Annotated in this window: 10 protein-coding genes; 2 read left to right on the plus strand and 8 right to left on the minus strand. The window is 59.6% G+C overall.

Going from position 1 to position 12,678, the window contains the following annotated elements:
• The first annotated feature begins 3 nt into the window (after positions 1-3).
• Entirely contained in the window at positions 4-504 is a 501-nt protein-coding gene (locus tag ACZCED_RS04855) for a shikimate kinase (protein WP_464860323.1), read from the plus strand.
• A 236-nt stretch (positions 505-740) separates the two neighbouring features.
• Complete coding sequence (locus ACZCED_RS04860) at positions 741-2,279, plus strand: class I adenylate-forming enzyme family protein (protein ID WP_464860324.1); 1,539 nt, start codon at positions 741-743, stop codon at positions 2,277-2,279.
• 358 nt (positions 2,280-2,637) lie between these two features.
• On the opposite strand, the gene ACZCED_RS04865 is transcribed toward ACZCED_RS04860, so the two are convergent.
• The 8 genes from ACZCED_RS04865 to ACZCED_RS04900 form a co-directional block, all read right to left on the minus strand.
• A complete protein-coding gene (locus tag ACZCED_RS04865) occupies positions 2,638-3,798 on the minus strand; it encodes an acyl-CoA dehydrogenase family protein (RefSeq protein WP_462970893.1) in 1,161 nt (386 codons plus the stop codon).
• 166 nt (positions 3,799-3,964) lie between these two features.
• Entirely contained in the window at positions 3,965-4,852 is an 888-nt protein-coding gene (locus tag ACZCED_RS04870; RefSeq protein WP_462970892.1) for a MaoC/PaaZ C-terminal domain-containing protein, read from the minus strand.
• A gap of 9 nt (positions 4,853-4,861) precedes the next feature.
• On the minus strand, positions 4,862-7,546 hold the full coding sequence (locus tag ACZCED_RS04875; RefSeq protein WP_464860325.1) for a long-chain-fatty-acid--CoA ligase: 2,685 nt from the start codon (positions 7,544-7,546) through the stop codon (positions 4,862-4,864).
• A gap of 124 nt (positions 7,547-7,670) precedes the next feature.
• Positions 7,671-8,852 (minus strand): thiolase C-terminal domain-containing protein, encoded by a 1,182-nt coding sequence (locus tag ACZCED_RS04880; protein WP_464860326.1) that lies wholly within the window; start codon positions 8,850-8,852, stop codon positions 7,671-7,673.
• Between the two features lie 12 nt (positions 8,853-8,864).
• The gene (locus tag ACZCED_RS04885) at positions 8,865-10,013 is read right to left on the minus strand and encodes a thiolase C-terminal domain-containing protein (RefSeq protein WP_464860327.1); all 1,149 of its coding nucleotides are present in this window, start codon (positions 10,011-10,013) and stop codon (positions 8,865-8,867) included.
• 140 nt (positions 10,014-10,153) lie between these two features.
• The gene (locus tag ACZCED_RS04890) at positions 10,154-10,705 is read right to left on the minus strand and encodes a PHP domain-containing protein (RefSeq protein ID WP_462970888.1); all 552 of its coding nucleotides are present in this window, start codon (positions 10,703-10,705) and stop codon (positions 10,154-10,156) included.
• A gap of 5 nt (positions 10,706-10,710) precedes the next feature.
• Positions 10,711-11,376: a TetR/AcrR family transcriptional regulator gene (locus tag ACZCED_RS04895; protein ID WP_462970887.1), complete on the minus strand. Its 666-nt coding sequence runs from the start codon at positions 11,374-11,376 to the stop codon at positions 10,711-10,713.
• A 125-nt stretch (positions 11,377-11,501) separates the two neighbouring features.
• The gene (locus ACZCED_RS04900; protein ID WP_462970886.1) at positions 11,502-12,638 is read right to left on the minus strand and encodes an acyl-CoA dehydrogenase family protein; all 1,137 of its coding nucleotides are present in this window, start codon (positions 12,636-12,638) and stop codon (positions 11,502-11,504) included.
• Positions 12,639-12,678 lie beyond the last annotated feature (40 nt).

A 12,678-nucleotide genomic window follows, 5' to 3' on the forward strand; every position in this document is an offset into this window, starting at 1 on the left:
TCAGTGGTTGAAAAACAGAACCTGATACTCATCGGCATGCCCGGGGCGGGTAAAAGCACCGTCGGCGTCCTCCTGGCCAAGCGTCTGGGGGTATCGTTTTTGGATACGGATATCCTGATGCAGACGGGAGAGGGCTGCCACCTGCACGAAACCATTGCCGAACATGGCGTGGACGGGTTTCGCAGCATCGAGGCGCGCTATCTGCTCTCCGTTCCGCCGGACTGCGGGGTCGTTGCCACCGGCGGCAGCGCCGTATACAGCCGGAAGGCCATGGCCCACCTCAGATCGTTGGGACCGGCGGTTTATCTGCAGATCGATCTGGGGCCGCTGAAGGATCGTTTGGGTAATCTGGATGAACGGGGGGTGCTGAGAATGCCCGGTCAGACCATCGACATGCTCTACGACGAACGGTGTCCGCTGTACGAACGGTTCGCAGACATCACCGTCTCCACGGCAGATGTGACGCCGGACCAGGTGGTAACGCAGGTGCTGCGGCAGCTATGACCGTCCGATATCGTTCCAGAGGGTCCGGCGGACGGAATTAATGGGCCGGGATCATGAACCGCGATAGCGAGCGCATTCACGGCCGCCTGCAGCGAGGTTGGCGAGCGAGCCGGAAATCGAATTCCATCCCTCCGGTGAGAGGTTCCTCTCTGCTGTTGATTTTTCCTGAGATATAGGCCAAAAAAAGATCGTATCCGGTTCTCTTTTTAACTTCTGCCAGCCACAGGGAGACATCGATGAACATCGGCAGCCTGTTACCCCACCATGCGCGTTATCGCCCTGACCACCTCGCCTTTGTCTGCGGGGAAGAACGGTTTTCCTACCGTGCATTTAACGCTTACGTGAACAAACTGGCCAACGCGCTGCTGGACTGCGGGCTTGCCAAGGGAGACAAATTCGCCACCGTCCTGCCCAACTGCACCCAGCTCATGGCGGCCTACTGGGCGGCGGCAAAAACCGGCCTGGTGATCGTACCCAGCAGCACCATGCTCAACGAGAGCGGACTGGCCACCCTGCTGAAAAACTCCGACACGGCCCTGGTCATCGCCGACGCCGCTTTTGCCGGCGTGCTGGATCAGATCCGCGATGATTTGCCGGCTATCGGGGGAGATCGTTACGTGCTGGTGAATGTCGACCGCCGATGTGAAGGATTCCGCAGCTACGACGAATTCGTCGGCCAGGCAAGTGAAAAAAACCCCCCGGAGGTACCCATCGACGACCACGATGTTTACAACATCATGTACTCCAGCGGAACCACCGGCGCACCCAAGGGAATCGTGCATACCCATTACGTGCGGGCCATGTACTGCACCATTTTCGCCGCCTCCTGGCGCATGTCGCCGGAAAGCGTGGCCCTTCACGCCGGCGCTATCGTCTTCAACGGCGCCATGCTGGACCTGATGCCCTGGATGTTTCTGGGCGCCACCTATATTCTCCATGAGAACTTCAACGCCGAGGCCGTCATCGCCGACATCGAAAAGGAGAAGGTCACCCACGTGGTCATGGTGCCGGCCCAGATCATCGCCATTCTCAACAGTCCGGCTTTTGAACCGGCGAAACTGGCTTCCCTCGAGATGATCCACAACGTGGGCGCCCCGTTGCTCCTGGAGTACAAGCACCGCCTCAACGAGGCACTGCCCGGTCGTTTCTACGAGCTGTATGGACTGACCGAGGGATTCATGACCGTGCTGGACAAGCATGATGCCGTTCGCAAGGTCGGCTCGGTGGGGATCCCCGCACCATTCATGGAAATGCGCATCCTGGATGCGGAGGGCCGGGAATGCGCACCCGGAGAGATCGGCGAAATCTGTGGCAAGAGCCCGATGATGATGCCCGGCTACTACAAGCGTCCGGACCTGACCGAGAAGGCGATTGTCGACGGATGGCTGCACACCGGGGATTTGGGATATGTCGACGAAGACGGGTTCCTCTTCCTCGTCGACCGCATCAAGGACATGATCATTTCCGGCGGCGTGAACGTCTACCCCAAGGATATCGAGGAGGTGGTGATCCGCCACCCGGATGTCAGCGAGGTGGCCGTGATCGGCGTGCCCGACGACAAGTGGGGCGAGGTGCCCATTGCCGCAGTGGTTCTACACCGCGGGGCCGCGCTGCCGCCGGAAGTGTTGATCGAATGGACGAACAGCCGGGTGGATGCCAAATTCCAGCGTATCCGTGATGTGGTCATTATGGAATCGTTCCCCCGCAATGTCGCCGGCAAGATGCTCAAGCGCGAAATGCGGGAGGCATACAAAGAGCGAAGGGTTGAGGGTTGAGGTCGGATATCGGAAGCCTGAGAAAAGAAAAAAGCATTCCGGATTCAGGAATTTTGGAATTGAGGGCTTGGGGATTTGATCCCATCACCACTTCCCTCTCCCCCCAGTGGGAGAGGGAAGTGGAACAGCCTGCCTCGCCAATGCTCAGTTTCGATACCGATTGCGATTTCCACCACGATAAACGCGTGGTTTGATTTCCCCCCCAATCGGTTTCGTGTCCATTTACAGATGGTAGATTTCGGTTCAGGCCAGGGCCGCAGGGAGCTTGAGACCGCAGGCGCAGCAGCGCTACGTCGAGGATCTCAGCCGAGCGAGAACACCGGCCCGGGCCGAAAGATGCCGTTTGTGGATGGACGCGTCACATGAGTTTGGAAATAATCTCCTTCATAATCTCCGTGGTCCCTCCTCCGATGGATAGGATCCGGTTGTCCCGGTACAGCCGCTCCACCAGGTGGCCACGCATGGTTCCATAACCGCCGAACAGCTGCACCGCGTCGTAGGTCACCCGGTCGCTGACGCTGCAGGCAAAATTCTTGGCCATGGAGATCTGCTTGATCTGGTCGACACCCGCATCGATCCTGGCCGCCACGCGCCACGTATACTCTTTGGCGACGTCTACCAATGTGGCCATGTCTGCCAGTTTATGGCGGGTGACCTGGAACCCGGACAGGGGTTTTCCGAAGGCGGTGCGTTCCCGGGCATAGGCCTGGGCCGCCTCCAGCGCCATCTGGGCGGTCATGTAAGCCATCACGGCCAGAGAGAGCCGTTCCGCTTGGAAATTTTCCATGATCGTGTAAAAGCCCTGGTTCTCTTCTCCGATCCGGTTGGCCACCGGAACCCGGCAGTCGTCGAAAAATAGTTCCGCAGTGTCCGATGCCCACCAGCCGGTTTTCTTCAACGGCTGCGAAGCGGAATAGCCCGGCGTGCCGGACTCGATCACCAGCATGCTGATGCCATGGGCCCCGGGGTCGCCGGTGCGCACGGCACAGGTAATCTGGTCTGCCCGTGTGCCGCTGGTGATGAAGGTCTTGCTGCCGTTGACGATGTAGTGGTCGCCGTCGCGAACCGCCGTGGTGGAGAGATTGGAAACGTCCGATCCGCCGCCGGGCTCGCTAATGGCCAGGGCGGCAATGCGGTCGCCGGCGATTACCGGATTGACGAAACGCTGCTTCTGCGCATCGGTGCCGCGGCGAATGATGGGCGGCAGGGCAATGTGCAGCGATCCCAGGCCGGCCACGAAGCCACCGGACCCTGAGCGCATCAGTTCTTCACTGGCGGCAATGGTGAAGAAAATATCGCCGGGTGTGCCGCCGCATGCCTCGGGATACCCGATGCCCAGGATTCCCACATCGCCGGCCTTCTTGTAGATCTCCCGCGGAAAGGTGCCCGCCTCTTCCCATTCGTCGATAAAGGGTTTGACCGCCTTGTCGATGAATTCCTTTACCGATCGCCGTACCCGGTCATGGGCCTTGGTGAAATAGTTCTGGTATGCGGCTTTTTCGGAAAATTCCATGGTCATGGATTTTCTCCGTTCCTATTATTTTTCTTCTGCAAAGATTAATTCATGCCATATAAAGAAAGCCCATCAGCCCTCAGACGCACCATTCTAACCGCAGCCATACTGAAGTAGGTCGAGGATTAGGATTCCGGGTCCAACAAAGATGTTGGGCCAAAAGGCATTTTTGTTACGGACGAGGTGGCATGACCAGCGCCTTGCCCTCGGCCACGACTTTCTCATCCTGGTTGGTCCAGGTCAGGGACATGCGCACCCACTTGCGGTCCTCCAGCTTCTCGATGATCTCGCCGGTGCAGGTGATGGTGTCGCCGAAGAAGGTGGGCGCTTTGAATCGGGTGGTGATCTCCAGGGCCACCGTGCCCAGTCCCGGCAGCTTCATGCCCATCACCGGTGCGCACAGGCACTGGGGAAGCGCCCCGTGGGCGATGCGGGTGCCGAAAGGCGTCTTTTTGGCAAACGCCTCGTTCATGTGCATGGGGTTGAAATCGCCGGAGATGCCCGCAAACAGGTAGACGTCCGTCTCGGTGATGGTCTTGGTGAATGAAGCGGTCATACCGATTTCCAGCTCTTCGTAAGTGTAGCCCAGCTTGACGGTGTCCTTCGCATCCGGCCGGAAATGGTCGATGTCCATGATGGTGGCGGTGGTTTTCTTGGCGAAGACCGCCTTGACCCGCAGGCCGTTGTGCATCTGGCTCGCGGGTATGCCCTTGACGATATGGACCAACGGCGTGTCGGCCCCGTCCAGTTTGATCAGAGCCTGGATATAAGGCGGGTCGAAAGGCTGGTAAGGCTCCTTGTAGCGGATCACGGTGAAGCCGGTCACCATACCCGTATTCTTTATATCCACCCAGTTGTCGGAAATGTCCACGAAACAGCGCTCGCAGGTGGAACGGGGCGGCACGAACACCTTGCCGCAGCTGTCGCATTTGAGCCCCATGATCTTCTTTTTATCCCGAATGGTCGTGATGAACCGGCTGCCCGTCCTGCCGGCAAAGTACTGGTAGGGAAGGGCCAGTTTGCCCTCCACCACGAAGCTGTCTTCGTATTTGTCGTTCATCTGCCCTCCTTATTCGACGATCTCGAAGTACTTGATATCCGTGATGGCGCCGATGCGCTTTTCGTTCCACACCGGTCGCACCCGCACCCCGCGCCGGACCTTGGAGAAATCGTCGGTCACCAGCTCGTGCCATAGGGTTTCATGGCCTTTGCACCCGTCCAGAAGGAAATGGGCGGTGATATACGGCGTTTCCCGGCTCTCCCCGGTAAGCGGATCCGGGCTGGCGTAGTAGGTGATGTCCGGCGTGGCGATCACGCCCCCAGGGCCGACCTCCACCCACTGGTCCGCCCGCACCTTGCATTCGGCGCAGACTTCACGCGGCGGCAGTTGGAGCCGCTTGCAGCAGGGGCATTGGTTGGCCAGGATCTTTTTGTCTTTGAATGCCTTGAGAAACTTGCCCATCACCGGACCGGTGGCGAAGCGTTGGGGGATGGAGATGACCTGGTTGAGCCGCAGCAGCTCTTCCGTCTGCGCCTCCTGACCGGTGGATCCCGGCGGGGTGTACTTCTTGAAAAACCGGGTCGCTTTGGTCAGTAGCCCCATATCGCCCTCCACCTTGAGCCGCCCGGAAGTAAAGGCCGTCATGCCGTCAAGCTTGCCCAGAGTGATGGCAATCCAATCGTTGGCGCTGCAGGTGGTGGTCACATGGGGATCCTGCAAGCCTTCCTTGACGTTGACCGTACCGTCATCCACGCAGACCGTATATTCCCCCCCCTGGGAGCCGGTGATGATGTACCCGTAATTGGCCGTGATCCCGGCCACCCCGTCCGGGTTGACCCGTAATTCCATGGTACCGAAAATGTCGGCTACGGTCACCTCCGGGGCTGCCTGAGGGGGCGTGTATGTGTTGAAGAAATTGGCCGCCTTGACCAGCAGGCCCATCTGACCTTCCACCTTGAGCTTGCCCGATGAAAAGGCCGTCATGCCGTCCAACTTGCCCAGAGTGATGGCAATCCAGTCCTTGGCCGCGCAGGTGGTGGTCACGTTGGGGTCATGCAGTCCTTCCTTGACCTTGACATCGCCGTCGGCCACGCACACGGTCCATTCGCCGCCGCCGGACCCGGTGATGATATACCCGTAGTTGGCATTGACGCCCGCCACCCCTTCGGGATTGACCCGGCTCTCCATGGTGCCGAAAATGTCTGCCACGGTGGCCTGGGGACCCTGGGCCTTTTTGGGCCGCGGGGTCAGGCCCCATCGGCGCAGCTCTTTTTTGAGCACCTTGCCGATGGGGCTGCGGGGAAAATCGTCCTCCAGGATTTCTACGTACGTGGGCACCTTGAACGTGGCCAGGTTCTGTTTGCAAAAATCGATCACATCCGCTTCGGTGAGGTCGTCGTCCAAGGGAATAACGAACACCTTGACCGCTTCGCCCATGGTGTCGTCGGGCACCCCGATCGTAGCCGCCTCCTGGATCATGGGATGGGTGGCCAGCAGGTTGTCGATCTCCTTGGGATAGATGTTCTCACCACCGCGGATGATCATGTCCTTGATGCGGTCGACGATAAAGATATAGCCGTCCTCGTCCATGACACCCACGTCGCCGGTGTGCAGGTAGCCGTCGGCAAGGGTTTCGGCGGTATCTTCGGGCCGGTTGAAATAGCCCTTCATGACCACGTCGCCGCCGATGCAGATCTCACCGGACTCACCCCGGGGGCACTCGACGCCGTCCTCGTTCAGGATTTTGACCTCCTGGCCGGGCAGCGGCAGGCCGATGGAGCCGATTTTTCTCACCCCGTCGCGGGGGTTGATGGTGCTGACGCAGGTGGCTTCGGTCAGTCCGTAGCCTTCCACGATGGGGATGCCGAAGGTCTCCTGGAAATTCTTCATGGTCGCTTCGGTCAACGGCGCCGCCCCGCAGATACCGAACTGGAGGCTGCTCAAGTCGTACTTCTGGCGGGTGGGGTCGGAAAGCAGGATCTGGTAGACCGCCGGTACGGCTGACCAGAAGTTGACCTTGTGCCGCTCCACCACCTCCCAGAACTCACTGGCTGAAAACTGCCGCCGCAGAACGACCTGGAGGCCGATGCCCAGGGCAAAGGTACACGACAGCATGGCGTTGACATGAAACAGGGGCAAAAAGATCAGGGCGGTCATATTCTCTTCGAGGTTGAGCGCCCGGGTCACCCCATCGACGTCGGCCAGCACGTTCTTGTGGGACAGCAGCACCCCCTTGGGGTTGCCGGTGGTGCCCGACGTATAGAAGATATAGGCCGTGTCCTCGGCATCACCCTGGCAGACGACCGGGGTATCGTCTCCTTCGGCCAGCAGATCGGCAAAAGCGATGTGCTCAAGCCGGGGGGTTGCACCGACCTCGATAATTTTCTCAAGGTGGGGGCAGTCGCCGCTGATCTCGTCCAGAATGGGCAGGCACTGATCTTCAATGATCAGGCCGCGCCCTCTGGAGTCGTTGAGCAGGTACTTCACCTCCGGGGCTTTCCACCAGCCGTTGACCGGTCCGGCCACGGCACCGATCTTCTGGATGGCAAAGTAGGCCAGAAGGGTCGACGGGCTGTTCTGCACCAGCACGTGGATGAAGTCGCCTTTGGCAAAGCCTCGGCGTTTCAGGGCATTGGCCAGGATATTCACCTGCCGGCCAAACTCGCCATAGGTCACGGTCCGGTCGTAAAACTGGAGATAGGGATGGTCCGTGTAGCGCTTGACGGCCGTGTCCAGATAGGTACCCAGGTTCATGGTATCCTCCACATCGTCTGTTTTATGCTGTTGTCAGGCAACCGGGGGACAGGCTTTCATTCGCATCTCTCGGTTGTCTGTCATCCGTCACCCGGCTTCTGTCTTCAGACATCCGTTCTCTGAACTACCACGGCACCTGCCGCGTCAGCAGGGTCAGCACCGTCCACATGGTGCCGCCGAAACCGGAGGCCAGGGCCTGGTCCACCGTCTTGGGGACCTGATGACCGCCGGCTTTACCCATGATCTGCAGGGCCGCTTCAGCCACGCGCACCATGGCCGTGGCGCCGATGGGATTCGAAGCGATGACCCCGCCGGATGGGTTGACCGGAAAGGCACCGTCGATGGCGATCTCATCGTTCTCGATCATCTTCAGATGCTCGTCGCCGTTCAGCAGGAGAAATTCACGCAGCCAGTCCGCCCCCCACCAGCTGGACGGATCGTACATTTCGAACAGGTCGATCTCTTCGCGTGGGTTGCGGATGCCGCAACGTTCGAACAGTTTTTGGGCCGCATAGCGATGCGTGGTGAGCACCGGCGCATCGCCGAACAGGCCGAACATCTCTTCGCGGTGGGCAGTCACGTGATCCTTGATCCAGGCGGGCTGATCGCACACCTGCTTGGCTTTTTCCTCCGCGGCGAAAATCATGGCGCAGGCGCCGTCGCTCTGGGAACACATGTGAATCATGCGCAGCTCGCCAACCAATGCCGGGGAGTTGACGGCCAGGTCGTCCGCCTGGTCGAAGGAAAGATTGAGCCGCCGGTGGGCCTTTTCGTTTTTCATGGCGTGCCTGTCCATGATAATGCGATAATGCATGGCCACCTTCTTGGCCCGCTCCTCACCGAATTCGTCGATCATTTGCGCCGCGGTCATGCCGGTGAGGGCGCCGGTCTGAAGCTGCCTGCCCCACAACGGGTCGGCCATGTTGGTGATCCCGCCGGTGGTATGGCCCTCCTGGAGCTTTTCAAAACCGATGGCCATGACCACGTCGTGTAGTCCTGAGGCCACCAGGTGATCCGCCGCGCACACCAGCGTCGCGCCGGTGGTGCCGCCGGTGGTCACCCGCAGGCACTCCTTGCCGTACGCACCGGTGCCCAAGGTGTGCCACAGGTCCGGCTGATGCACCATTTCGAACAACTCCATGTTGCCGTGGACGATGCAATCCACATCGTCGAGGGTGATGCCGGCATTCGCCAGCGCTTCGACCACCGCCTCGTGAATCATCTCCGGCTGGTTCACCTCTTCGCGGTGGCTGGAGTAAACCGACTGTCCGACGCCGACGATGCCGACATTCCTGTTCTTCTGCATGGTTTTTCTCCTTTATGCCCGTGCCAGCGTGACAACGGAATGGAACTGGCCGGCCGGCCCCATCACCCCGTGGGCCAGGGCGGCGGAGGCGTTTTCAACCTGATGGCCGCCCGCCTTGCCCATGAGCTGCAGAGCGGCTTCTGCCGCACGGACCAGCCCACCGAGTATCATCGGGTTCCCGGCCAGGGTTCCGCCGGACGGGTTGACCACCGGTTTGCCACAACCGGTGCGGCTGACGGCCGCACCACCGCTACCCGCATCCCAAATGCCCAGCCCTTCGAGCCACATGGGCTGCTGGTAGGCATACAGGTCCGACACCTCGACCACGTCGAAGGCGGTCTTTGGATCGGCGATGCCGGCCCGTCGGTAAGCCCGCCGCGCCGCTTTTTTCAGGGGGAAGTTCGATGCGAGATCCCGGTCTCCCAGAAAAAAGGAGTCCATGCAGTTACCCACGCCGGTGATCCACACCGGCGTGTCGGTGAAGGCGCTGATCCGGTCTTCGGCCGCCAGCAGCAAACCAACGGCACCGTCGGAAACCGGATAGGCGTGAAGCTGGCGGATCGGATCGGCCAGCATGGGCGAGCGCATGACCTGTTCGGCGGTAACCGCCTCACTCCCCGGCAGGCGATCGTTTTTCAGCGCATTTTCCCGCGACCGCACCACCACGGCTGCCAGCTGTTCCTCGGTCAAACCCGACCGATCCATGTAGGCCTGGGCCTGAAATCCGACAGCCGCACAATAATCCAGCCCCACCGGCCGGGTGAAAAAGGGATCGAAAGCGACATGGGTGACCAGATTTCTGCTTTTCGCCTGGGATTCCTTGCAATGGCCGACAATCAGGACCACGTCGACATGCCCCGACTGAATGGCGGCAAGACCGTAGTAGATGGCCTGAATGCCTTCCTGGGCCACCTTCTCCTCACACCCGAAATGCGCCCCCAGGACATCGGTCATGGCGTTGTCTGAAATGGTGCGCGCATCGAAAATGTCGTCGGATACGCTGATGGACATCCCGATGCCCCGCTCTTCGGAAAAATCCACGCCGGTCTGCGCCTGGATCGATTCGAGTACTTCCAGGGCCAGGCCCTGGAACCGCTCGGTCCATTTGTCCGGTTCATAGGTGGTTTGTGCCACCGCACAAATACCCACTCGTCTTGCCATGACCATGGCCCTCCTTGAAAAGGGTGATTAAGAAAAATGAGAAGCTCTGGGATCAAGAAATGCGCGCTGCTGGATGGGCTGCGACACCGGGATCCAGCCTGCCTGGATTGGCGCTGCTTTTCGGGCCACACCGGATGATGTCAGCCGGCGTAGCAGTTCCAGAACAAGTTGCTTCTGATCGCGCGGATGATGCTGTCTTTATCCCGGTCACAGTCCATTTCCACCCAGGCCCGGCCGCATCCCATAAGGGTGTGAGAGTCGTCCGTGGCCACCTTGGGCAAATCGATCTCATCGGTTTCATATTCCGGCGTTCGGAACCCCTTGGTGGTAATCTCCACCGCATCGAGCGGCAATCGCTCGGCCACAGCATGGATGCGTTCGATCACCTTGGCCACGGGAAGATCCAATTCCGCCGGGTGATTGAAGATGTAAAGGGTGTCGTGATCGCCGTCGATGCGGTTCACATGCAGATAGCCCTTCTCGAAAACGGTCAGTTCCAGCCCGGTGAACACGATCATCGCAGTATCGAGGCTGTTGACCCGGTCGTAACAACCGCGGCGAACCAGGTAATCGTGGTCGGTCAGGGCGATAAAATCGAATCCCAACCCGGCGTAGACAGAAACGGCCTGGTCGATGGACAGGGTTCCGTCCGAGCAGGTGGTGTGCACGTGCAATGCACCTTTGAGATGCATGCCCGCTACCTGAGCAGCCGTTCGATGCCGCCGACGATGAAGTCGATCGCATCCTGCCCGATGGTCTTCAAATCCTTGGAGCGGTCCTGCCAGATCAGGTACTGGTAAGCGATGCGCTCGAACATCCCCATGATGCTCGTGGCCATGACCTCAGCAGAAAAATCGCTTTGAAACCGGGCGCCCTGGTTGTCGCACACCCGGATCAACGCCCGGCATACATCATCGATCAGCTTGTCGAAAATCTTCTTGCGATGGACTTCGACCGTCTCGCTCTGCCCCACCGATTCCCTGAAAATAATGGCCAGGCTTTCCGGGTGGTTGGGACAAAATTCGTCGAAAAAAATGCGGCCGGCCTCACGGATACCCGCCAGGGAAATGTCCGTACGCGTGAAGGCCGATCCAAGCATGTTGCGCAGGTCGAAACCGATTTGGCCAATCAGGTTGACCAGCAGGTCCTCCTTGTTCTTGAAATAAAAATAAAGGGTGCCCACGGACACCTCTGCCGTATCGGCGATCTTCTCCATGCTGGCCTTGTGGTACCCCTCGGTGGCGAACAGGGTCTGCGCCGCGCCGAGGATCGTTTCCAGACGCTGCTCGCGTTCCCGCTGCCGACGCAGGGCACTTTTGGACAAGGGTGCCGTCGTCTCCCGCGTGTCTTTCTTTTTTCTCATCTTCTCTCCATCATGCAAGGAAAATGGGGTGATCATCAACCGCTGCGATCGTTTCCCGGACCTCTCCGTAGCACATCGCCGGTGTCTGTGCGATCGACCACCGGCGCAAACCCAATCAATTAGGTCTACATCTTTCCCAATGCCGCATCGCCGATCTTCACCCGGGCTATTTCGGTGGAGACGCCGGCAATCTGGCTGTACTTGACGCACCGGTAGGCCTGCTCAGCTGGCCCGCCCGAACGGTAACCGGCGCCGGACAGAATCTGCAGCGCCTTGCCGGCTATGGTTTCGGCTGCTTCGGTGCAAAAAACCTTGGCACACAGGGTCAGCACGCCGGACGCCTTGGTGTCGTCGTCGGCCATCCAGGCCGCCCGGTATGCATAAAGCTGGGACGTCTGATAAAGTGTGAGCATTTCCGCCAACTTGAAACCGACCTCCTGATAGGCGATGATCGGCTTTCCGCCGGAACGATGGGTTTTCGCATAATCCCGCGCCGACTCGAAGCTGCCTTTCATCATTCCCAGGGCAGCGGCGATGAGGATCTGATTCTCCCACATTTTCAGCATGTCCAGGAATTGGCTGGTTTCAAAAGGTCCGATGATGCGGCTCGGCGACAGCTTGCAGTGGTTCAGTTCCAGGCCGCAGATGGCCACCCCGTTGTACCCCATCGTGTCAATCCGGTCGGTCAGGGTCAGGCCGGGTGCCTCCTTTTCGACAAGGAAAACACCTGTCTGTCCATCGATACGGCCCACCACGGCAAACCAGTCGGCCAGCGGTCCGTTGACGACGTGGCTTTTGCTGCCGTGAAGGTCGATCACTCCGCCCTGCCGGCTTGCGGTGGTTGCCAGCGGTTCGTTCTCCACGTTCATGGACGATTCGGAAAGTGCGACGGCACCGACGACCTCGCCTGCCGCCAGGCCTTGCATGATTTCTTGCGTGTCTTCCGATGGAGCTCCAGCATTGAGGATCCGTCCAAACAGACGAGCGCTCATCTCCACGGACAGAAAGATGGAGGCGGAGATTCCGGCGACGTGTTCCATGGCGGCCATCAGGGCCAGCGATCCGCAAACCGGGACATTGTCCGCATACAAGCCTATCTTCAGGTAGCCCAGGGGAGCCAGCACGGACAGCGCTCCTGCCAGGTGGCCGCGGATCATCGCAAGGTCGCCGGATTCCATGTCGTGCGCTTTTGCATAAGCAGTCAGCTCCTCGTCGACCCGGGAGAAAAAGGCCTTTTCTATGTCTGAAAAATCAAAATTCATGCATGACCTCCTCACAACCGCCAAACCCACGCCGGCATTG

Source organism: Desulfosarcina sp. (assembly GCF_055467485.1).

What these genes read in the sequence shown, in the direction of transcription:
- ACZCED_RS04870 (WP_462970892.1), bottom strand. Translation starts at nt 4,852, where the DNA reads ATGAACGACAAATACGAAGACAGCTTCGTGGTGGAGGGCAAACTGGCC.
- ACZCED_RS04890 (WP_462970888.1), bottom strand. Translation starts at nt 10,705, where the DNA reads ATGCATCTCAAAGGTGCATTGCACGTGCACACCACCTGCTCGGACGGA.
- ACZCED_RS04875 (WP_464860325.1), bottom strand. Translation starts at nt 7,546, where the DNA reads ATGAACCTGGGTACCTATCTGGACACGGCCGTCAAGCGCTACACGGAC.
- ACZCED_RS04865 (WP_462970893.1), bottom strand. Translation starts at nt 3,798, where the DNA reads ATGACCATGGAATTTTCCGAAAAAGCCGCATACCAGAACTATTTCACC.
- ACZCED_RS04895 (WP_462970887.1), bottom strand. Translation starts at nt 11,376, where the DNA reads ATGAGAAAAAAGAAAGACACGCGGGAGACGACGGCACCCTTGTCCAAA.
- ACZCED_RS04860 (WP_464860324.1), top strand. Translation starts at nt 741, where the DNA reads ATGAACATCGGCAGCCTGTTACCCCACCATGCGCGTTATCGCCCTGAC.
- ACZCED_RS04885 (WP_464860327.1), bottom strand. Translation starts at nt 10,013, where the DNA reads ATGGCAAGACGAGTGGGTATTTGTGCGGTGGCACAAACCACCTATGAA.
- ACZCED_RS04880 (WP_464860326.1), bottom strand. Translation starts at nt 8,852, where the DNA reads ATGCAGAAGAACAGGAATGTCGGCATCGTCGGCGTCGGACAGTCGGTT.
- ACZCED_RS04900 (WP_462970886.1), bottom strand. Translation starts at nt 12,638, where the DNA reads ATGAATTTTGATTTTTCAGACATAGAAAAGGCCTTTTTCTCCCGGGTC.